The following is an 18,704-nucleotide window of genomic DNA, read 5'->3' on the forward strand; positions in this document are numbered from 1 at the left end:
TTGCTAGCGCACGCTGCAAGCGTCGTCGTCGCAATGCGGCGCTGCATCGGACGCCAACGGCGCGGGTTCGGCCAGCAGGCGGCCGATCAGCGCGCCGACCTGCATGTCCTCCGCCCGCCCGAACAGGCTGTGGCGCAGCACGCCCTGGCGGTCGAACAGCAGCAAGGTCGGCGTGCCGCGCAAGCCATAGCGCTCCATCGTGCTCGGCACCGGACCGGGGTCGCCGGCGCGGTCGATGCCGACCGGGAAGCCGATGCGGTACTCATGGACGAAGGCCTTCAGCGCGCCTTCGTTCATGGCGTCGTGGTGTTCGAACACGGTGTGCAGGCCCAGCACCGCGACTTCGTCGTGCCCGAACAGCTGGCGGATGCCCTTGGCCTGCGGGATGCCGTGCGAGACGCAGCCCGGGCACAGCATCTGGAAGGCGTACACCGCCACCACCCGGCCGCGCAGCGAGGCCAGGGTCGGCGCCTGGGTGGCGTTCAGCCAGCCGCTGACCTCGAACTCGGGCGCGGGAGTGCGTGCATATGGCACGTTCAGTGGCGCGTTCATTTTGCGCGCAGCTTCACGCCAGGGAAATCGACCGGCACGTCCAAGGCCACGTTCACGTAGTTGGTGAACAGGTTCAGGGCGACGTGGGCCATGATCTCGACGATCGCGCCATCGTCGAAACCGGCGGTGCGCAGGGCCTGCACCTCGGCCGCATCGACGTGGCCGCGCTTCTCGACCACGGCCAGCGCGAAGCGCAGGGCGGCGGCGGTCTGCGGATCGCTCGACTGGCCGGCCTGGGCCTGGGCCATCTCGTCGGCAGTCGCGCCGGCCTTCCGGCCCAGCGCGGTGTGGGCCGCGAGGCAGTAATTGCAGTCATTGCGGTCGGCGATCGCGACGGCGATCTGCTCACCCAGGCGGGCGCCGATGGCGCCGCCGCCGAGCGCGCCGAACGCGCCCCACATACTGGCCAGCGCCGCCGGCGAATTGGCCACGCCGCGGAACATGTTCGGCACGACGCCGAACGCACCCTTGATCTGTTGCAGCAGTTCGGCGCTGGGGCCCTGGGTGGTGGCCGGGTTCACGAGTTCGATGCGGGACATGATGTTTCCTTTCAGTCGGTTGGCCAGGTCGGTGAACGCGGCCGATATTAAGTAGGAATCCTAATTATCAGGATCGTAAAAAGGAGCAGTCATGCATTCGGCGCCACGACGGCCCGGCATGCGGCGGCATGCACGGTAGGTCTTTCCCTGGGTGGCAGCGGTGTCGCCTGCCTGACTGCCCATGGACAGCAGAATACCAGCTTCCGATTAAATGTAAAGGAGTCCTAATTAAAATTATTTCTATCGCTCCGATAGCAGAGGGCCGCCTCCTCCCCTTTCGACGGGCTTGCGCCGGTGCACGCGGGTAGCATCGCGAAATTCTCGACATGGCTGTAACGAAACCGGTGCAAGGCCGACTTAACAGCACCCACCATTGAACAGGACCCATCATGAACAAACATCTCGCTCCCGCCGTGCTGGCCATCTGCGCCACCGCCGCCCAGGCCCAGACCCCGCCCGACACCAGCCCGGCGGCGCTGGTCGACGCCCTCAACGGCACCTTCGGCTCGCACGGCATGCGCGCCTCGCATGCCAAGGGCTTTTGCGCGACCGGCGAATTCGTCCCCGCCAAGGGCGCCGCCGACATCGTGCACGGCCCGATGTTCTCCCAGGCGCGCCTGCCCGCCAACGTCCGCTTCTCGGTCGGCGGCGGCAATCCGAAAGCGTCGGACAAGAGCCGCAGCGTGCGCGGCCTGTCGATGCGCATCAATGCCCAGGGCGAAAACTGGGACCTGCTCCTGATCTCGGAACCGGCCTTCTTCGCCGCCACCCCGGCTTCGTTCGTGAGCTTCCTGCAGGCGCGCGTGGCCGATCCGGCCACCGGCAAGCCCGACCCGGCGCGTATCGCGGCCCATAACGCCGCCCATCCGGACGGCACGCGCCAGCCGGCGCTGCTGGCGGCCCACGCGGCCCCGGCCTCGTATGCCAGCACGCCCTACTTCTCGAACAACGCCTTCGTGTTCCGCGACCGCCGCGACAAGCTGCGCCATGCGCGCATCGTGGCCGAGCCGGTCGCCGGCGTGCAGTACCTCAGTGCCGAAGAAGAAAAGAACCTGCCCGACCTGTTCCTGCACGACGAACTGGCGCGGCGCCTGGCCGACGGCGGCGCGGCCTTCACGCTGTACGCCCAGCTGCCCGCCGCCGGCGATTCGCTGGTCGACCCCAGCACCGTGTGGCAAGGCGCGGACAAGGTCGAGCTGGGACGCCTGACGATCGGCGCGCTGGCGGCGCCGGATGCCTGCGATAGCGTGGTGTATATGCCGTTGTCCCTGCCGACCGGGATCGCGCCGAGCGACGATCCGATCCTGCATGCACGCAATGCCGCCTATGCCGTCTCGCTCTCGCGCCGCAGCAAGTAACGCGCCGGAGGCCGGGCCCGATGCCGGCCCGTGGCAGGCCCTGGCGCAGGAGCGGCCCTTCCTGCTGCGCCTCGCGCGGCTGCAGCTGGCGTCGACGGCCGATGCCGAGGACGCGGTCCAGGAAACCCTGGTCGGCGCGGCGCGCGGCTGGCACGGCTTTGCCGGCCGCTCGGGCCTGCGCAGCTGGCTGACCGGCATCCTGCGCCACAAGATCGTCGACCTGCTGCGCAGCCGGCGCATGCTGGCCTGGGTGGACGTGGACGATGTCGTCGATGCGGCCGATGGCGGCGACTTCGACGCCCTGTTCACGGCGGGCGGCGCCTGGCATCCCGACACCTTCGTCGACACGCTGTGCGGCGCGACCGCGCTGGCCCAGCGCCAGCTGCTCGACATCGTTGAACTGTGCATGCGCAGGCTGCCCGAAGACACGGCGCGGCTATTCCTGATGCGCGAATACCTCGGCATGGAATTGAAGGAAATCGAGGAGCACTGCATGCTGTCCAACGCCAACCTGCGCGTGGTGCTCTACCGCGCGCGCATGCGGCTGCGCGAATGCGCGGTGCGCAGCTGGGGAGAACCCGAATGAGCGAGCAACCCACCCCGATCACCTGCCGCGACAGCACCTGGCTGGTGTCCTGCGCCCGCGACGGCGCGCTCACGCCGGCCGAGGCCGGCCAGCTCGCCGCCCACCTGGCCGGCTGCGCCGCCTGCCGGGTGGCGTCGCGCCAGTTCGCCCAGCTGTTCGCGCAGCTCGATACGCTGCTCGCGCGCGAGGATCCTTCCGCCTAGCGGATATCGACCCGCTGGTGTGGTTCGAACTCGTGATAGATGTCGGGCTGGTGCAGCGGGATGTACATGTGCAGGCGCTTGCCGCGATGGAAGACCCCGCGCAGGGTATTGCACGCTTCCCAGGCGCGCTCATAGGAATCGGCGATGTGCAGCACCGCCCAGGGACTGTCGGGCGAGCCTTCGCGGATCATCTCGACGTGGCGAATGTGGAAGAACGGCGCGAAGCTCTCGACGATGGCGCTTTCGCAGGCGTCGCCGTGCAGGCCGGACAAAATGACTTTCATGATGCGCTCCTGGTTCAGGCGATGATGTTCAGGCCGCCGTCGACGTAGACGGTGCTGCCCGTCAGGCGGCGCGCGAAGCTCGAGGCGAGATAGGCGCACACCTGGCCGACGTCGTCGATGTCGACCAGTTCGCCCAGCGGCGAGCGGGTCACCGCATCGCGCAGCAGCAGGTCGAAATCCTTCAGGCCCGATGCTGCGCGCGTCTTGAGCGGCCCCGGCGAAATGGCATGCACGCGGATATCGCGCGCGCCGAGTTCATAGGCCAGGTAGCGGCAGCACGATTCCAGCGCCGCCTTGACCGGGCCCATGACGTTATAGTTCGGCACCACCTTGTCGGCGCCGTGGTAGCTCATCGCGAACATGCTGCCGCCCGCCGTCATGAGCGGTGCGGCCAGCTTGGCCATGCGCACGAAGGAGTGGCACGAGACGTCCATCGCCTGCAGGAAGCCGTCCAGCGAACAGTCGAGCAGGCCGCCCTGCAGGTCGGCCTTGGGCGCGAAGGCGATCGAGTGCACCAGGATGTCGAGCCGGCCATGCAGGGCGAGCTGCGCGAACAGCGCCTCCATCTGCGCCGGCTCGCGCACGTCGAGCGGCAGCAGCTGCGCGCCGAGCTGCGCGGCCAGCGGCTCGACGTGCGGCAGCGCCTTGTCGTTCAGGTAAGTAAGCACGAGGTCGGCGCCGAGCGCATGGAAGGCCCTGGCGCAGCCCCAGGCGATCGAGTGCTCGTTGGCGACGCCGACCACCAGCGCGCGCTGGCCGGCCAGGATGGGGTGAATGGATTCGGTCATGCTTGCTCCAGCAAATCGAGGGTGTGGCGGGCGATCATGTGTTCTTCGTTGGCCGGCACCAGCCACACCGCGGTGCGGCTGGCGGCCGTACTGATGCGGGCGACGCCGGCTGGCGGCGCGGCGTTCAGGCCGGGATCGAGCTCGACGCCGAGCCAGGCGGCGTCGCGGCAGACGGCGGCCCGCAACCGGGTGCTGTTCTCGCCGATCCCGCCCGAAAACACCAGCGCATCCAGGCCGCCCAGCGAAGCGGCCAGCGAACCGAGCTCGCGCCCTATCCGGTAGACCAGCAGGTCGATCGCCAGTTGCGCGCGCGGGTCCGTGCTCGCCTCCAGCGTACGCATATCCGACGACAGGCCGGATACGCCCAACAGGCCCGATTCCTGGTACATCAGGCGCTGCACGCTCGCCACCTTCATGCCCAGCTCTTCGATCAGGTAGATCACCACGCCCGGATCGAGGGCGCCGCAGCGCGTCCCCATCGGCAGGCCGTCGACGGCGGTGAATCCCATCGTGCTGGCCACGCTGCGTCCGCCGCGCATGGCGCACATGCTGGCGCCGTTGCCGAGATGGGCTGCCACCACCCGCGCCCCGGCCAGCGCCGGATCGTGGCCGGGCAAGGTAGCGGCGATGTATTCATAGGACAGGCCATGGAAACCGTAGCGGCGGATGCCGAGACCGGTGATCTCGGGCGGCAGCGCGAAGGCCTGGGCCAGGGCCGGCTGCGCCGTGTGGAAGGCGGTGTCGAAGCAGCCGACCTGCGGCAGGCCGGGCGCCAGCGCCATCAGGGCGCGCACCGGCGCCAGGTTGTGCGGCAGGTGCAGCGGCGCCAGCGGCACCAGTTGCTCGAGCTGCTCCAACACCACCTCATCGAGCCGCTGCGGGCCGCTGTAATGCACGCCGCCGTGCACGATGCGATGGCCCACCGCGCGCACGCGGTAGCCGTCCAGGGCGCGTCCGGCGAAGTCGATCAGGAAGGCCATGCCGGCGTGGTGGTCGAGCGCGTCCGGCCAGGCCTCTTCGCCGACCGTGGCGCCGCCCGCATCCTGGGCGCTGAAACGGGTGGCGCCGCGGTACAGGTTCTCGATCTTGCCCTTGAAGGCCAGCGCCAGGTCGGGCAGGCGGTGGACCGAGAACTTGATGCTGGACGAGCCGGCGTTGATGACGGCGATGCAGTCTTGCGTGGCGTGGTTCACGTCAGCGCCCCGCCACTTGCGCGTTCGCCAACTGGTGGCGCGCCAGCAGCACCGCCACCGCGCACGAGGCCAGGCGGGCCGCGACGGTATCGGCGCGGCTGGTCAGGATCAGGGGCACGCGCGCGCCGACCACGATACCGGCCGCCGCCGCGCCGGCCATGAAGGAGAGGCTCTTGGCCAGCATATTGCCGGCCTCCAGGTCGGGCGCCACCAGCACGTTGGCGCGGCCCGCGACCGGCGACACCAGGCCCTTGACGGCGGCTGCTTGCAGGTCGATCGCATTGTCCATCGCCAGCGGGCCATCGAGGATGCCGCCCACGATCTGGCCGCGGTCGGCCATCTTGCACAGGGCGGCGGCGTCGATCGTCGACGGCATCTTGTCGCTCACGGTTTCCACCGCCGCCAGGATCGCCACCCGCACGCCCTCGAAGCCCAGCACCCGGGCCAGGTCGATCGCGTTCTGCACGATGTCGCGCTTGGCCGCCAGGTCGGGGATGATGTTGACGGCGGCGTCGGTGATGATCAAAGGCTCGCCGCGGCCCGGCACGTCCATCACGAAGCAGTGCGACAGGCGGCGCGCGGTGCGCAGGCCGGTGATGCCCGACACCACCGCGCCCATCAATTCGTCGGTATGCAGGCTGCCCTTCATCAGGACCGCCGCCCTGCCCTCGCGCACCAGTTCGACCGCGCGCGCGGCCGAGGCGTGACTATGTTCGGTGTCGACCAGGGGCAGCGCGCCGATATCCAGCCCGGCGGCTTCGGCCGCGGCGTGGATACGCGCCCGCGGCCCGACCAGCAGGGGCGCGACCAGGCCGATGCGGGCCGCGTCGAGCGCCGCCTCGATCGCATAGCGGTCGCAGGCATGCGCCACCGCCACCGTGACCGGGCCCTGCGCGCGCGCGGCGGCGATCAGGCGGTCGTAATAGGGATGCGTCGTGTTCACTGATTCCACTAGCTGTCTCCTCGCACTGTGACCGGTCGATGGTAGCATCGCTTGCTTACAGCGCAATCATTTTATGTTGCGTCGCAACAAAACTTAATCTGGTTTAAGAAGTTGAGGAGCCGCCCACCATGAATGCAATCGACCCACACGCGAGCAGCCTGGTGCTGGTCGACTACCAGGCCCGGCTGATGCCGTCGATCCACGGCGCCGACGAGGCCGTCGCCAGGGCGCTGGTGCTGGCGCGCGCGGCCGCGCTCTTGGAACTGCCGGTGCTGGGGACCGAAGAGAACCCCGAACGGCTCGGCCCGAATGTCGACGGGCTCGCGCAGCTGTGCGTGCAAACGGTGCCGAAGACGCATTTCGACGCCTGCGCCGATGACTTGCTGGCGGCGCTGGACGCGCAGGCGCCTGGCCGCCGGCAAGTGGTGATCGCCGGCTGCGAAGCCCATGTCTGCATGCTGCAGACGGCGCTCGGCCTGCTGCGCGCGGGCCGCGAGGTCTATGTGGTGGAAAACGCGAGCGGCTCGCGCCGGCCGTCGGACCATGCCGCCGCCATGCGCCGCCTGGCGCAGGCCGGGGCGACGATCGTGACCCACGAGATGGTGCTGTTCGAGTGGCTGCGCGATTGCCGGCACCCGCGCTTTCGCGAGGTGCTGGCGCTGGTCAAGGCCGCGACGTAAACGGCTGCCGGCAAGGCGGCTGGACGGCTACCTTGGCTAACAGATGTCGTGCGGGCCGGTATCGCCTGCAGCGGGTCGTGCCGTGGCGGCAGGTGCGCACCCCTGGGCCGGCAGGTCGCAGGTCTCGCCAGCACAGCAGTTCTCGGTCAAGAAGCCCATGAGTTCGCTCATGGTGTCGAATCTGGCGGTATAGACCACGAACCGACCCTCCTGTCGGGCGACCACCAGCTTGGCGTGGCTGAGTTCTTTCAGATGGAACGACAAGGCGGATGACGAAATATGCAATGCTTCGCCAATCTTGCTCGCATAAAGACCGGCTGGCCCGGTCTGGATCAGCAGGCGAAAAATGGCCAGGCGAGAGTCTTGCGCCAGCGCGGCCAGGGCTTTCAGTACGTGTTTGGTGTCCATATGCAGCGCATGATAAACGATCGATTGTAACTCCACTCGCGCCGCCCCGTCTGCGGCCACCATGAAGACTCAATAGTCATTGAACTATTAAACAAATGCTGCTACAGTCGCATCATCTCAATATCTATTGAACTATTAAGTTCATCTGTCATCATGCAGACCGCAGCAACCGTCGCCGCACTGGCGGCTCTCGCGCAGGAAAGCAGGTTGTCCGTCTACCGACTGCTGGTCAAAGGAGGGGCGGATGGACTGGCGGGACGCGAGATCGCGCAAGCGCTTGGCATCACGCCATCGGCGTTGTCGTTCCATCTAAAGGAATTGGCGCATGCCAGCCTCGTCACGCCGCGCCAGGCGGGACGCTCGATCATTTACTCCGCCAACCTCGAGACGATGAAGGACTTGATGGCCTACCTGATGGAAAATTGCTGCCAGTCCCATCCGGCCGCACCCCCTCCAGCGGCCCAGGGCGGCCAGGTCGCCGGCGCGCCGGCCGACGACAGAGTGTATAACGTGCTGTTCCTGTGCACCGGCAATTCGGCGCGCAGCATCATGGCCGAAGCGCTGGTGTCGACCATCGGCCGCGGGCGATTCCGAGGCTTCTCGGCCGGCAGCCGGCCGACCGGCGTCGTCAATCCCCTGGCCGTCGAGCAGATCGCCGGCACCGGCTACCCGCCGGCGAAGCTGCGCAGCAAGGGCTGGGACGAATTCAGCGCGCCCGATGCGCAGCATATGGATTTCGTGATCACCGTATGCGACAGCGCGGCCGGCGAGGTCTGCCCACTCTGGCCCGGCCATCCCGTTTCGGCGCATTGGGGTTTCGAGGATCCGGCTCTGGTCACCGGCACCCAGGAGGTGCGGCGAGCCGCATTCCGCCGGGTTTACCGCCAGTTGGTCGCGCGCATGAACCTGTTCACCAGCCTGCCGCTGCAGATGCTTGAAAAGAACGCCATCAGGGCCGAACTGACCCGTATCGGCGACGCCTGACTCCACCTTCATCCACTGACGACCATACCATGAACGTATTATTCCTCTGCACCGGAAATTCCTGCCGCTCCGTCCTCAGCGAGGGCGTATTCAACCATCTCGCGCCGGAGGGCTGGCGCGCGCTCAGCGCCGGCAGCCAGCCGGCCGGACAGCTGCATCCGCGCGCCGTGGCCCTGCTGCACTGCAAGGGCATCTCTACCGAAGGTTACTACAGCAAGTCGTGGGACGACCTGCCCATGACGCCCGACATCGTGGTCACCGTGTGCAGCAGCGCGGCCGGCGAGACCTGCCCGGCCTACCTGGGCAATGTTCTGCGCACACACTGGGGACTGGACGATCCGGGCCACATGGTAGGGACGGAGCAAGAAATCGAGGCGGCGTTCGAACGCACCTACGCCATCATCGTCGAACGGATTCGTGCGTTCCTGGCGCTGCCCCTGGCCGAACTGGCCGGCGACCGGGTCGCGTTCAAGGCCGAACTCGACCGTATCGGCACGCTGGCTGCCTGACCGCCCTCCACATCGCATCCTGGCGCCGCGCCCTTGCGCGCGGCGCGCGTATTCCAACAAGGACCACCGTGCTCACCGCATCGCTCATCTTCCTCACGACCCTCGTTTTCGTCATCTGGCAGCCCCGCGGCCTGGGCATCGGCTGGAGCGCCGCCGGCGGGGCCCTGCTCGCCCTCATGGCGGGCGTCATTAGCCTGTCCGACATTCCCGTGGTCTGGCATATCGTCTGGAACGCGACGGCGACCTTCGTGGCGGTCATCATCATCAGCCTTCTGCTGGACAAGGCCGGTTTTTTCGAATGGGCCGCGCTGCATGTCGCGCGCTGGGGCAAGGGCAGCGGCAAGCGCCTGTTCGTGCTGCTGGTCCTGCTGGGCGCCGCGGTCGCGGCCGTATTCGCCAACGATGGCGCGGCGCTGATCCTGACCCCGATCGTGATCGCCATGCTGGCCGCCCTGCGCTTCTCGCCCAGGGCCACGCTGGCCTATGTGATGGCGGCCGGCTTCATCGCCGACACCGCCAGCCTGCCGCTGGTGGTGTCGAACCTGGTCAACATCGTGTCGGCGGACTACTTCGACATCGGCTTTGCGCGCTATGCAGCGGTGATGGCGCCGGTCAACCTGGTGTCGGTCGGCGCCACGCTGGCGGTGCTGCTGCTGTTCTTCCGCAAGGACATCCCGGCCGACTACGATGTGGCGCAATTGCGTCAACCTGGCGCGGCGATCCACGACCGCGCCACCTTCATCAGCGGATGGTGGGTACTGGGCCTTCTCTTGGCCGGCTTTTTCTGGCTGGACGAGATCGGCGTGCCGATCAGCGCCGTCGCCGCAGCGGGCGCCGCGCTGCTGCTCGCGGTCGCCGCCCGCGGCCACCGGATCGCCACCCGCGCCGTCCTGCGCGATGCGCCGTGGCAAGTCGTCATCTTCTCGCTCGGCATGTACCTGGTCGTCTACGGCCTGCGCAACGCCGGCCTGACCGTCTACCTGACCGCCGTGCTCGAACGCTGCGCCGAATACGGGGTATGGGGCGCAGCGCTGGGCACCGGCTTCATCACCGCGATCCTGTCGTCGATCATGAACAATATGCCGACCGTGCTGATCGGCGCGCTGGCCATCGACGACACCGCCACCCAGGGCGTCGTGCGCGAAGCCATGATCTACGCCAACGTCATCGGCAGCGACCTCGGACCGAAGATCACGCCGATCGGCAGTCTCGCGACCCTGCTCTGGCTGCACGTGCTGGCGTCGAAAGACATCCGCATCTCGTGGGGATATTATTTCCGGGTCGGCCTGGTGCTGACGCTGCCGATCCTGCTCGTGACCCTGGCCGCGCTTGCGCTGCGCCTGGGCTGAACCGGCGCCGTACGAGACGGCGCGCCCGCTGGACCATTTCGAAGGAACGCCCGCATGACCCGCATCGCCGAATTGCCGAACATCGACCCCGCACGCCTGGACATTCCCACCTCCGACCGGCTTGCCGCGGCCGCCGAGATCGCCCACCCGCCGCGCATCCTGCTGTTGTATGGCTCCCTGCGCGAGCGCTCGTTCAGCCGCCTGCTGACCGAAGAAGCGGCGCGTATCCTGCGCCAGTTCGGCGCCGAGGCCAGGATCTTCGACCCGTCCGGACTGCCGATGACCGGCAGCGTACCCGAGACCCATCCGAAGGTGGTCGAGCTGCGCGAGCTGTGCATCTGGTCCGAAGGCCAGGTGTGGTGCAGCCCCGAACGCCACGGGGCGGTGACCGCGGTCTTCAAGAACCAGATCGACTGGATCCCGCTGGAGCAGGGATCGGTGCGGCCGAGCCAGGGAAAGACCCTGGCCGTGATGCAGGTGTGCGGCGGTTCGCAGTCCTTCAATGTGGTCAACACGCTGCGCCTGCTGGGACGCTGGATGCGCATGTTCACCATCCCGAACCAGTCGTCGGTGCCGATGGCCTACCAGGAATTCGGCGAGGACGACCGCATGCGCCCGTCCGCCTACTATGAGCGGGTGGTCGACGTCATGGAAGAACTGGTCAAGATCACGCTGCTGATGCGCGGCAGCAGCAGCTACCTGACGGACCGCTACAGCGAGCGCAGCGAACGCGCCAACCGCGCGATCGATCGGCAGATCGCGCGGCTGTGAGCTGCTGCGCGCCAATTTCGCCGCCACGCGCCCGATTTTGTATGATGTGAGGTTTCGTTCGAGACAGCATGCCGATGACCGATATCCGCCCCGCTTCCCACCTCGACGCTGCGCGCATCAGCGCCATCTATAACCATTACGTCGCCGGGACGACGATCTCGTTCGAAGAAGCGCCGGTTTCCGCGGTCGCGATGGTCGAGCGCATCGCGGACGTCATGAACGATGGCCTGCCCTGGCTGGTGCTTGAGGTGGAAGGAGAAACGGTGGGCTATGCCTACGCCACCAAGTGGCGCGCCCGGCCGGCCTATCGGCACGCCGTGGAAAGTACGATCTATCTCGATCATGCGCTGACCGGCCGCGGGCACGGCAGGCGCCTGTATGCCCGCCTGCTCGACGAACTGCGCAGGTGCGGACTGCATACGGTCATCGCCGGCATCGCGCAGCCAAACGAACCCAGTGTCAGGCTGCATGAATGCATGGGGTTTCGCAAGGTTGCCCACTTCAGGGAAGTAGGGTTCAAGTTCGACCGTTGGGTCGATGTCGGTTATTGGCAGCTGTTGCTGGAACCATGATCCGCCACCCAATTGGAGCGACCGGCCAGGCGCGCCACCACGCCCCCAGGGTCACGTAGCCGCTGCCGAAGATGATCGGTGAGGTGCCGGTGGCGTAATGGGTGAGCGTCATCATGATGGCCGAGGCGGCGTTCCCGCTGGACGGGATATTCGGAATCAGGAAGGCGCCGACGACGCCGGCGATGGTGGCATGCACGCCGGACAGGAGGGTCGCGTACCACGGCAGGGCCAGGCCGATCAGCGGCGCGTGCCGTCCGAGCAGGGCCAGCGCGCCCATGGCGAAGGCGATGTCGGTTTCCGACGGGATCGCCCGGCCATTGGCCGGTTACGAGCCGACGCCGTTCGAGGCGCGTGCCATATGACCGACGCACTTTTTCTTGTGCCTGCCCGCACTGCGCCGCAGCGCCAGTACGTGTCCGACGACCTCGTCGACGTCGAAGCCGTGGACGTCCTGCGCCGATGCCGACAGGACGACGGCAGTGGCCGTGCCGCACGGCCCCCACTGCAGCGGCTTGACGCCATCGTTCTGGTAGATCCCGACCACTGGCGTGGTGAAAGCCCCGGCGATATGCACGACTGCGGTGTCCGTGCTCACCACGGCATCGGCGAACCGGCACACGCCGAACAGGTGAGCAAGCTCGCCTTCGCAATTGACGATGTCGCCAATGTCGGCTGCGTCGACCACGGCGCGCGCACGTTCCACCGAGGCTGCGCTGCACAACACCCGTAGCGCTGCGTCGGGGATGGCCGCGTGTAACTTCCGTAGCAGGCGCACCGCTGCTTCATGCTCGATATTGCGCTCGCTGTCCGCCGCGAACAGGTTGACCAGGATGTAGGGGCTGTCCTCCGAATTGCCGGCATCGCTACCCAGGCCCAGGAAGGACAGGTGCACATCGTAGGCGAGCGATGTGGGCGGCACGCCGATCTGCGCGAGCGCAGCGCTGCAGGCATCGATTTTTGGCCGCACCGGGCCGGCATTGAAATCACGCAGGTCAACCACCTGCTTCGGCGCGGCCAGCGCAAGCAGGACCCGATTCTTTTCGCTGCGCGGACGCAGCCAGGTCACGATATGGCCGAGGCGCTCCCGGCGCAGGGCCAGTCCAAGACGAATGATGTTCCCCCAGCCGCGCTTCGGTAGCGGCCAGACCTTCGCGATACGCTGGTCGGCCGTCCAGAACGCAAGCGTCGCACCGGCTGCGGTGACATGGATCTCGCAATGTGGATTCCAGCGCTTCAAGGCGGCGACGAACGCCGTGTTGACCACCGCGTCGCCAAGCTTGCCATCATGGGAAAAGAACAGGATTTTCACGGGCTGCGTGGGGTGCGAATCAAGGGTGGCCATGGGTTTTCCGATTGTTGTCTTTTTAATTGTTGAATGGCTGGCCGGTTGCCGGTCGCAGCCCGCCGGCTCAGATCCTGAGACCGCACATGCCGGCAATGATGGCCACGGCGATGACGGCGCTGCCCGCCACGCCTGCACCCCAGAGGCGATTCGCGGCACGCCGCCCCATGCCATGCGCCTCGAGCACGACCCGCAGGCCGGCGACCAGGTGGCCGAGCCCGAAGAAGACACCGAGCGCGTAGTGCGGCAGCAGGCGGACATTCCACGGATCGTGGATCAGGCCTGCCGGCGCGCCGGTGGCGAAATCCCAGTCGGTCGGAATGCCCAGGTAGGTGCGCGCATAGATGAACACCGAGTTCATGTGGCCGACAATGAATATCGACAGGAAGACGCCCGACGCAATCTGGAATGTGCGCAAGAAGCCATGGCGCGCCGCGCTCCAGTGCCAGGCCAGGTACAGGCCGCTGCCCACCTGGAACAGGAAGGCGAGCACCAGGATCGGCTCGACGATGCGCGCGCGATAGACCGTCCGGCCCGTCTCCATGACCACCGCATGCGCCTCGGGTCCGCCCAGGCCCATCAAGTGATTCCCGAGGTGGAACAGGACATACAGGCAGACGATGACGGCGCTGGCGCCATGGGCCAGGCGCCAGCGACCCAGGCCGGGGCGCGCCGGCGGCGCCGCGTCCTGGCTGGCGCCACGGGACGCCCACAGGGCCGCGGCCAGCCAGAGCGCGCACCAGACCCATGGATCCGGAATCGGGCTGCCGACCAGGGCCTGGACCACGCCCAGGAAGACATACAGGCTCGGCGCCGCGACGGTGGCGTAGGCAAGGCGGCGCATGGCGGGCGTGAGGCGCGAGCGCCATGCCACGACGATCCCGAGCGCGGGGATCGCGCACGCGCACGCCAGCACAAGGGTGGCGCCGAGGACGGCAGCGCCGGACACCGCCGTTCCCGGCGCGCCGACCAGCGCATGGAACAACATCAACAGGAAAGGATAGGTCACGGCGGCCAGCGGTGGCGCGAACACGAACGGATCCACGCCGCGGCTGGCGGAATAAGTTGCGGCCTTCATTGCGCGCCCTCCAGCCAGTGCAGCGCCGCCTGCGCGGCCTCGCTGGCGCTGGCCGCGGCGGCATCGCCCAGCATTCCGTGCTCGCCCACCCAGTCGCCTGCCACGAACAGGCCGGGTTCTTCCGCCACCCGAACCGCCGCGCGCGGCCGGTCCCAGCGCGGCAACGCGTTCGAGACCACCATGCCGCGCAAGGCTTGGCGCGAGACGACCTCGGTCCGCCAGCCGGGCATGACCAGGTCGGCCACGGCCTCCAGCTCCGTGACGCTGTCGGCCGCCGACGTATCGCCGGGCGCCAGGTATCTGGCGATGTGCACCAGCGCGCCGCCGTCGGGCGCCAGCCGGGCCGACCCGGAATGCACCGAAAAATAGACCGGCGCATCGATGCCGAGGGCGAAGTCGTGTGCGCCCGGCGGCAGGCGCCGCAGCGCGAGGTCGAGGGTATTCGCGCGCACGGCGCGGGCCAGCTCCGCTTCGTCGGCCAGCGAAGCGGCTTGCGGCGCCAGCGCCGCCGCTTCGCGCGGGCCGAGCGCCAGGATCGCGGCGTCGGCATGCCGGGTGTCGCCATTCGCCAGGGTCAGCGCAAGCGCGCCGTCCACCCGGCGAACACCGCGTACGACCGTATTTCCCGCGAGGTCGACACCCAGGCCGCGCGCGGTCTCGGCCAGGCCGTGCACCAGGGTGCCCCACCCGCCATCGACATACAGCGTGCCGCCCGTCGCCAGGCGCATCTGGTCCAGCATCGCACGCGCCGAGATGTCGGCAGCAGCGTTGGCATAGCTCGCGAGACGCGCCATCGCCTCGACGGTCGCGCGCACCATGGGCGTGAGCTGCTGGTCGTCGAGCCAGCGCGCGAACGAGGCCGTGCCGGTCGCGCCATCCATCACCGCCTTGAATACCCGCACGTAGCCGGCCTTGTCGCGCAGGCCGAACAGCGAGGTGCCGAGGATGGCGCCGAACGAGGCCGGCAAAGGATGCAGCGTCCCTCCTGCGATCGCCTTGCGCGCTCCCGACAGCGAGCGGCCGCCGGAATAGCGGATGTCCAGGCTGTCGAGCGCGCGCTTCAGGGCGCCGTCGCGGTACAGCGCATGGGGACCGCGGTTGAACAGGAAGCCGTCGACCTCGCGCGTGCGGGCCCGCCCCCCGAATTCGCCCGCCGCCTCCAGCACCGTGACCCGCGCACCTGCCTGCGCCAGTTCGATTGCCGCCAGCAGGCCTGCCAGCCCGCCGCCCACGATATCAACCTGCCTTCTTGTCACTGGTATCACCTGCCATCATCGGATTGAAAGAAAATCTGTGCGCCGGGATCATCTATTCCAGTCCATTCAGCCTGGCGAACGGATCGACGTGCGGATCCCGGTTCCAGTGGTATTCCGCGCGATTGGCGATCCGTTCGGCGCGGTCGCTGCCGGACAGCTTCGCGATCAGCGCCAGCGACATGTCCATGCCGGCCGAGATGCCGGACGAGGTGAAGTACTTGCCGTCTTCCACCCAGCGCGCCTGCCTGACCCAGTCGACCTTCGGCCCCTGCGTGCCAACCCATTTGAATGCCCGCTTGTTGGTGGTCGCCTTGAGGCCATCGAGCAGGCCCGTGCGGGCCAGGAGCGCGGCGCCGGTGCAGATGCTGGCGACGTGCGGCGCGGCAGCCGACAGGGCCTTGATTGCCTCGATCATCCTGGGATTGTCGACCTCGCGCCGCGTCCCGCCGCCACCCGGGATGAGAAGGATGTCGAGCTTCGGCGCGTCGGCAAAGGTGTGGTCGGCATTGACGGCAGGACCGGCGCTGCTGGCGATCGGGCCGGTGCGTTCGGCGATCATGACGATCCGGACCTCATCCAGCCAGCCGAACATTTCCAGTGGTCCGAAGGTGTCGAGCAGCTGGAAGTCATCGAAGACGACCATCCCGACCATCATGCCGCGAGCGTTGGCCGGCCGGGCACGGGCTTCGCCTCGCGCCGGCGCGGCAAGGCTGCGCCCCATCGGCAGGGCGGCCAGCGCCGCCCCCAGCTTGACCATGACGGATCGCCTCGACTTCAGTACTTTCATGTTCACCTCGCTCATTGGATGGACTGCCGCGCCGCCGACGACAAGCTTGCCGCCGCGCGGCGCCCGTTCATCGCGGTCGCCTGCCGGGGCTGCAAAAATTAACGGCGACTATAACAGTCGCCTTTATAATCAACAAGCGCTCTCCCTGGCGCTATCTCGTTCGCCATAGGCCACATTCTTGCCATCGCCGATTGGTCCCTCTATAGTCCGTGCTGTCCGTTTTTGTGAAAGTACTGCGATGGCCTACATCGGAACCGGCGTCGAATACGCCCTGCATTGCCTGCTCTTCCTGGTCGCCCCTCCCGAGCAGCCGCCAAGCAGCCGCGACCTGGCCGACATCCAGGGTGTGCCTGCCGCTTTTGTGGCGAAGATTTTTTCGAAGCTCGAGAAAGCCGGCATCGTCGAGGCGAGCGGCGGGATTCGCGGCGGCTACCGCCTGGCCAGGCCGGCCAAGGACATCAGCGTGCTCGACGTGGTCGATGCGGTAGAGGGGCGCAAGGCGCTGTTCGACTGCCAGGAGGTCAGGGGCCGTTGCCCACTGCTCGACGACGAGACGGCACGGTTGGCGACCAGCGGCGTGTGCGGCATCCATGCGGTGATGCTCAATGCGCAAAAGGTCATGCGCGAGGAGCTGGCCAGGTCCAGCCTGGCCTCGCTCTCGGCCGGGGTGCTGGGCAGGGGCCTGCCCGCAAGATTCGCGGGCGAAGTGAAGGTGTGGTTTGCCGAACGGCAGGCGGCGCGCGAGGATGCCCGGATCGGCGGCATGCGGGCGCGCTCGGCGGTACGCGAGGACGATTGAAGCACACTTCGCGTCGATCCATCCGGGTGACGATCACACGAAGGTCGCCGCCGCCCAGTCGATGAAGGGTCTTAGCCTCCCATTCGGTGTCCGGTGGCCTGATCAAGATTGTCGGGCACGCCGCGAAATGAAAAAAGCCACCCTGCGGTGGCTTTTTTCATGATACTTGGCGGAGAGGGTGGGATTCGAACCCACGGTACGGTCACCCGTACGCCTGATTTCGAGTCAGGTACATTCGACCACTCTGCCACCTCTCCGGCTTTGGTCGATCCTTGCAGTGGTCTGCAAGAGACCGCCATTATAGACGTATTCGAGAAAAATGGAAGGAGAAAATGTGCGTGGAAGCACCATTCTCCTACTCCACCGTTCAGGCAGCCGGAACCAGGCGCTCCAGTCCCCCCATATACGGACGCAGAACTTCCGGCACGACCACGCTGCCGTCGGCCTGCTGGTAGTTCTCCAGCACCGCGACCAAGGTGCGGCCCACGGCCAGGCCCGAGCCGTTCAGCGTGTGCACGAGTTCCGGCTTGCCGGCGGCGTTGCGAAAGCGCGCCTGCATGCGGCGCGCCTGGAAGGCGTCGCAGTTCGACAGCGACGAGATCTCGCGGTAGGTGTTCTGCGCCGGCAGCCAGACTTCGAGGTCATAGGTCTTGGCGGCCGAAAAGCCCATGTCGCCGGTGCATAGCTGCATCACGCGGTATGGCAGGCCGAGCGAGGTCAGCACGAACTCGGCGTGGCCGACCATCTCTTCCAGCGCTGCGTACGATTGCTCGGGGTGCACCACCTGGACCAGCTCGACCTTGTCGAACTGGTGCTGGCGGATCATGCCGCGGGTGTCGCGGCCATAGGCGCCGGCTTCGGAGCGGAAGCACGGGGTGTGCGCGGTCATCTTGAGCGGCAGTTCTTCCAGCGCCACGATCTCGTCGCGCACGACGTTGGTCAGCGACACTTCCGAGGTCGGGATCAGGTAGAAGTTCTCGCCCTCGCCTTCGGCGCCACCTTTCTTGACCGAGAACAGGTCGGCCTCGAACTTCGGCAGCTGGCCGGTGCCGCGCAGCGAATCGGCATTGACCATATACGGGGTGTAGCACTCGGTATAGCCGTGCTGGCCGGTATGGGTGTCGAGCATGAATTGCGCCAGTGCGCGGTGCAGGCGGGCCATGCCGCCCTTCATCATCGAGAAGCGCGATCCGGTGAGCTTGGTCGCGGTCTCGAAATCGAGGCCCAGGCGCTCGCCGATGTCGACGTGGTCGCGCACCTCGAAATCGAATGCCGAAGGCAGGCCGACCTTGCGCACTTCGACATTGCCGCTTTCGTCGATACCTTCGGGCGTGCTCTCGTGCGGCAGGTTGGGGATCGCTTCGACGAAGGTCGACAGCTTGGCCTGGACCGCGGCCAGCGCGGCTTCATTCGCCTTGAGCTCGTCGCCCAGTCCGGCGACTTCAGCCATCACGGCGCTCGTGTCTTCGCCCTTGCCCTTCAGCATGCCGATCTGCTTCGACAGCGCATTGCGCTTGCCTTGCAGTTCTTCGGTGCGCGTCTGGATCGCCTTGCGTTCGGCCTCCAGCGCATTGAAACTGGCCACATCGAGCTGGTACTTGCGGGTCGCCAGGCGGGCGGCGACGTTGTCGATGTCTTTGCGGAGAAGTTGGATATCAATCATGTCGGGTTGGACTGGGCTGTGTATCGAAAACACAATTGTACCAAGCCGCCCAACTTTATT

The 18,704-nt window shown here is 67.2% G+C and carries 22 protein-coding genes, 1 tRNA gene and 2 pseudogenes; 11 read left to right on the plus strand and 14 right to left on the minus strand.

From position 1 onward, the window contains the following. Nucleotides 1–3: 3 nt before the first annotated feature. Nucleotides 4–552, minus strand: a complete 549-nt coding sequence (locus tag E8M83_RS03530) for a redoxin domain-containing protein (protein ID WP_137172002.1) — start codon at nucleotides 550–552, stop codon at nucleotides 4–6. After that, nucleotides 549–1,091 carry a carboxymuconolactone decarboxylase family protein gene (locus tag E8M83_RS03535; RefSeq protein ID WP_137172003.1) on the minus strand — a complete coding sequence of 181 codons (543 nt, stop codon included), beginning with the start codon at nucleotides 1,089–1,091 and terminating at the stop codon, nucleotides 549–551. The genes E8M83_RS03530 and E8M83_RS03535 overlap by 4 nt, the downstream gene beginning before the upstream one ends. A 389-nt stretch (nucleotides 1,092–1,480) precedes the next feature. Between E8M83_RS03535 and E8M83_RS03540 the strand changes: the two genes are divergently transcribed. The 3 genes from E8M83_RS03540 to E8M83_RS03550 are packed head-to-tail and all read left to right on the plus strand — an operon-like array spanning nucleotide 1,481 to nucleotide 3,238. After that, a complete protein-coding gene (locus tag E8M83_RS03540; RefSeq protein ID WP_137172004.1) occupies nucleotides 1,481–2,449 on the plus strand; it encodes a catalase in 969 nt (322 codons plus the stop codon). After that, nucleotides 2,418–3,035 (plus strand): sigma-70 family RNA polymerase sigma factor, encoded by a 618-nt coding sequence (locus tag E8M83_RS03545; protein ID WP_170976679.1) that lies wholly within the window; start codon nucleotides 2,418–2,420, stop codon nucleotides 3,033–3,035. Before E8M83_RS03540 ends, E8M83_RS03545 begins: the two co-directional genes overlap by 32 nt. Next, nucleotides 3,032–3,238, plus strand: a complete 207-nt coding sequence (locus E8M83_RS03550) for a zf-HC2 domain-containing protein (protein ID WP_137172006.1) — start codon at nucleotides 3,032–3,034, stop codon at nucleotides 3,236–3,238. The genes E8M83_RS03545 and E8M83_RS03550 overlap by 4 nt, the downstream gene beginning before the upstream one ends. Here E8M83_RS03550 and E8M83_RS03555 read toward each other — a convergent pair. Genes E8M83_RS03555 through E8M83_RS03570 form a run of 4 tightly spaced genes read right to left on the minus strand, consistent with a single transcriptional unit; the run spans nucleotide 3,235 to nucleotide 6,494 of the window. After that, nucleotides 3,235–3,522, minus strand: coding sequence for an RNA-binding protein (locus E8M83_RS03555; protein ID WP_137172007.1), 288 nt, complete (start codon nucleotides 3,520–3,522; stop codon nucleotides 3,235–3,237). The two genes, E8M83_RS03550 and E8M83_RS03555, sit on opposite strands and share 4 nt — an antisense overlap. A gap of 14 nt (nucleotides 3,523–3,536) precedes the next feature. Beyond that, nucleotides 3,537–4,310 (minus strand): enoyl-ACP reductase FabI, encoded by a 774-nt coding sequence (gene fabI, locus E8M83_RS03560; RefSeq protein ID WP_137172008.1) that lies wholly within the window; start codon nucleotides 4,308–4,310, stop codon nucleotides 3,537–3,539. Beyond that, nucleotides 4,307–5,503: an acetate/propionate family kinase gene (locus E8M83_RS03565; protein WP_137172009.1), complete on the minus strand. Its 1,197-nt coding sequence runs from the start codon at nucleotides 5,501–5,503 to the stop codon at nucleotides 4,307–4,309. Before E8M83_RS03565 ends, fabI begins: the two co-directional genes overlap by 4 nt. 1 nt (nucleotide 5,504) lies before the next feature. Next, nucleotides 5,505–6,494, minus strand: a complete 990-nt coding sequence (locus tag E8M83_RS03570; protein WP_373995028.1) for a phosphate acetyltransferase — start codon at nucleotides 6,492–6,494, stop codon at nucleotides 5,505–5,507. Nucleotides 6,495–6,574: 80 nt separating this feature from the next. On the opposite strand from E8M83_RS03570, the gene E8M83_RS03575 reads away from it, so the two are divergent. Next, on the plus strand, nucleotides 6,575–7,126 hold the full coding sequence (locus E8M83_RS03575; protein ID WP_137172011.1) for an isochorismatase family protein: 552 nt from the start codon (nucleotides 6,575–6,577) through the stop codon (nucleotides 7,124–7,126). A gap of 36 nt (nucleotides 7,127–7,162) precedes the next feature. Here the strand turns inward: E8M83_RS03575 and E8M83_RS03580 are convergent, their stop codons facing one another. Further along, complete coding sequence (locus tag E8M83_RS03580; protein WP_137172070.1) at nucleotides 7,163–7,534, minus strand: helix-turn-helix transcriptional regulator; 372 nt, start codon at nucleotides 7,532–7,534, stop codon at nucleotides 7,163–7,165. A gap of 153 nt (nucleotides 7,535–7,687) precedes the next feature. Here E8M83_RS03580 and E8M83_RS26205 point away from each other — a divergent pair. The 6 genes and pseudogenes from E8M83_RS26205 to E8M83_RS03605 all read left to right on the plus strand — a co-directional run. After that, nucleotides 7,688–7,927, plus strand: a pseudogene (locus E8M83_RS26205) (ArsR/SmtB family transcription factor); the annotation flags it as partial. Between the two features lie 108 nt (nucleotides 7,928–8,035). Then, nucleotides 8,036–8,518 carry an arsenate reductase ArsC gene (locus E8M83_RS26210; protein ID WP_267874173.1) on the plus strand — a complete coding sequence of 161 codons (483 nt, stop codon included), beginning with the start codon at nucleotides 8,036–8,038 and terminating at the stop codon, nucleotides 8,516–8,518. Between the two features lie 29 nt (nucleotides 8,519–8,547). Next, nucleotides 8,548–9,027, plus strand: coding sequence for an arsenate reductase ArsC (locus tag E8M83_RS03590; RefSeq protein WP_137172013.1), 480 nt, complete (start codon nucleotides 8,548–8,550; stop codon nucleotides 9,025–9,027). 68 nt (nucleotides 9,028–9,095) lie between these two features. After that, nucleotides 9,096–10,376: an arsenic transporter gene (locus E8M83_RS03595; RefSeq protein ID WP_137172014.1), complete on the plus strand. Its 1,281-nt coding sequence runs from the start codon at nucleotides 9,096–9,098 to the stop codon at nucleotides 10,374–10,376. Nucleotides 10,377–10,430: 54 nt separating this feature from the next. Further along, complete coding sequence (arsH, locus tag E8M83_RS03600; RefSeq protein WP_137172015.1) at nucleotides 10,431–11,147, plus strand: arsenical resistance protein ArsH; 717 nt, start codon at nucleotides 10,431–10,433, stop codon at nucleotides 11,145–11,147. Between the two features lie 74 nt (nucleotides 11,148–11,221). Continuing rightward, nucleotides 11,222–11,719, plus strand: coding sequence for an arsinothricin resistance N-acetyltransferase ArsN1 family B (locus E8M83_RS03605; protein ID WP_137172071.1), 498 nt, complete (start codon nucleotides 11,222–11,224; stop codon nucleotides 11,717–11,719). A gap of 31 nt (nucleotides 11,720–11,750) precedes the next feature. Here E8M83_RS03605 and E8M83_RS26420 read toward each other — a convergent pair. The 5 genes and pseudogenes from E8M83_RS26420 to E8M83_RS03630 all read right to left on the minus strand — a co-directional run. Further along, nucleotides 11,751–11,996 (minus strand): annotated as a pseudogene (locus tag E8M83_RS26420) (Na+/H+ antiporter NhaA); the annotation flags it as partial. A gap of 48 nt (nucleotides 11,997–12,044) precedes the next feature. Next, nucleotides 12,045–13,061, minus strand: coding sequence for a glycosyltransferase family 9 protein (locus E8M83_RS03615; RefSeq protein ID WP_170976680.1), 1,017 nt, complete (start codon nucleotides 13,059–13,061; stop codon nucleotides 12,045–12,047). A 67-nt stretch (nucleotides 13,062–13,128) separates the two neighbouring features. After that, nucleotides 13,129–14,139: a hypothetical protein gene (locus E8M83_RS03620; protein ID WP_137172018.1), complete on the minus strand. Its 1,011-nt coding sequence runs from the start codon at nucleotides 14,137–14,139 to the stop codon at nucleotides 13,129–13,131. Next, entirely contained in the window at nucleotides 14,136–15,395 is a 1,260-nt protein-coding gene (locus E8M83_RS03625) for an FAD-dependent oxidoreductase (RefSeq protein WP_170976681.1), read from the minus strand. The genes E8M83_RS03620 and E8M83_RS03625 overlap by 4 nt, the downstream gene beginning before the upstream one ends. 52 nt (nucleotides 15,396–15,447) lie before the next feature. Next, the gene (locus E8M83_RS03630; protein WP_206077423.1) at nucleotides 15,448–16,182 is read right to left on the minus strand and encodes a DJ-1/PfpI family protein; all 735 of its coding nucleotides are present in this window, start codon (nucleotides 16,180–16,182) and stop codon (nucleotides 15,448–15,450) included. Nucleotides 16,183–16,420: 238 nt separating this feature from the next. On the opposite strand from E8M83_RS03630, the gene E8M83_RS03635 reads away from it, so the two are divergent. Further along, nucleotides 16,421–16,981 carry an Rrf2 family transcriptional regulator gene (locus E8M83_RS03635; protein ID WP_137172021.1) on the plus strand — a complete coding sequence of 187 codons (561 nt, stop codon included), beginning with the start codon at nucleotides 16,421–16,423 and terminating at the stop codon, nucleotides 16,979–16,981. 167 nt (nucleotides 16,982–17,148) lie between these two features. Here E8M83_RS03635 and E8M83_RS03640 read toward each other — a convergent pair. After that, nucleotides 17,149–17,238, minus strand: a tRNA-Ser gene (locus E8M83_RS03640). A gap of 110 nt (nucleotides 17,239–17,348) precedes the next feature. Continuing rightward, nucleotides 17,349–18,644, minus strand: coding sequence for a serine--tRNA ligase (gene serS, locus E8M83_RS03645; protein ID WP_137172022.1), 1,296 nt, complete (start codon nucleotides 18,642–18,644; stop codon nucleotides 17,349–17,351). Between the last annotated feature and the right edge of the window lie 60 nt (nucleotides 18,645–18,704).

This window comes from Massilia sp. HP4 (genome assembly GCF_005222695.1).
Lineage (GTDB): Bacteria > Pseudomonadota > Gammaproteobacteria > Burkholderiales > Burkholderiaceae_D > Telluria.

Bases quoted from the DNA above. Each gene is read 5' to 3' on its own strand.
- E8M83_RS03530 (WP_137172002.1), bottom strand. From the start codon at position 552: ATGAACGCGCCACTGAACGTGCCATATGCACGCACTCCCGCGCCCGAG.
- E8M83_RS03535 (WP_137172003.1), bottom strand. From the start codon at position 1,091: ATGTCCCGCATCGAACTCGTGAACCCGGCCACCACCCAGGGCCCCAGC.
- E8M83_RS03540 (WP_137172004.1), top strand. From the start codon at position 1,481: ATGAACAAACATCTCGCTCCCGCCGTGCTGGCCATCTGCGCCACCGCC.
- E8M83_RS03545 (WP_170976679.1), top strand. From the start codon at position 2,418: ATGCCGTCTCGCTCTCGCGCCGCAGCAAGTAACGCGCCGGAGGCCGGG.
- E8M83_RS03550 (WP_137172006.1), top strand. From the start codon at position 3,032: ATGAGCGAGCAACCCACCCCGATCACCTGCCGCGACAGCACCTGGCTG.
- E8M83_RS03555 (WP_137172007.1), bottom strand. From the start codon at position 3,522: ATGAAAGTCATTTTGTCCGGCCTGCACGGCGACGCCTGCGAAAGCGCC.
- fabI (WP_137172008.1), bottom strand. From the start codon at position 4,310: ATGACCGAATCCATTCACCCCATCCTGGCCGGCCAGCGCGCGCTGGTG.
- E8M83_RS03570 (WP_373995028.1), bottom strand. From the start codon at position 6,494: ATGCTACCATCGACCGGTCACAGTGCGAGGAGACAGCTAGTGGAATCA.
- E8M83_RS03575 (WP_137172011.1), top strand. From the start codon at position 6,575: ATGAATGCAATCGACCCACACGCGAGCAGCCTGGTGCTGGTCGACTAC.
- E8M83_RS03580 (WP_137172070.1), bottom strand. From the start codon at position 7,534: ATGGACACCAAACACGTACTGAAAGCCCTGGCCGCGCTGGCGCAAGAC.
- E8M83_RS03590 (WP_137172013.1), top strand. From the start codon at position 8,548: ATGAACGTATTATTCCTCTGCACCGGAAATTCCTGCCGCTCCGTCCTC.
- arsH (WP_137172015.1), top strand. From the start codon at position 10,431: ATGACCCGCATCGCCGAATTGCCGAACATCGACCCCGCACGCCTGGAC.
- E8M83_RS03605 (WP_137172071.1), top strand. From the start codon at position 11,222: ATGACCGATATCCGCCCCGCTTCCCACCTCGACGCTGCGCGCATCAGC.
- E8M83_RS03615 (WP_170976680.1), bottom strand. From the start codon at position 13,061: ATGGCCACCCTTGATTCGCACCCCACGCAGCCCGTGAAAATCCTGTTC.
- E8M83_RS03620 (WP_137172018.1), bottom strand. From the start codon at position 14,139: ATGAAGGCCGCAACTTATTCCGCCAGCCGCGGCGTGGATCCGTTCGTG.
- E8M83_RS03630 (WP_206077423.1), bottom strand. From the start codon at position 16,182: ATGAAAGTACTGAAGTCGAGGCGATCCGTCATGGTCAAGCTGGGGGCG.
- E8M83_RS03635 (WP_137172021.1), top strand. From the start codon at position 16,421: ATGGCCTACATCGGAACCGGCGTCGAATACGCCCTGCATTGCCTGCTC.
- serS (WP_137172022.1), bottom strand. From the start codon at position 18,644: ATGATTGATATCCAACTTCTCCGCAAAGACATCGACAACGTCGCCGCC.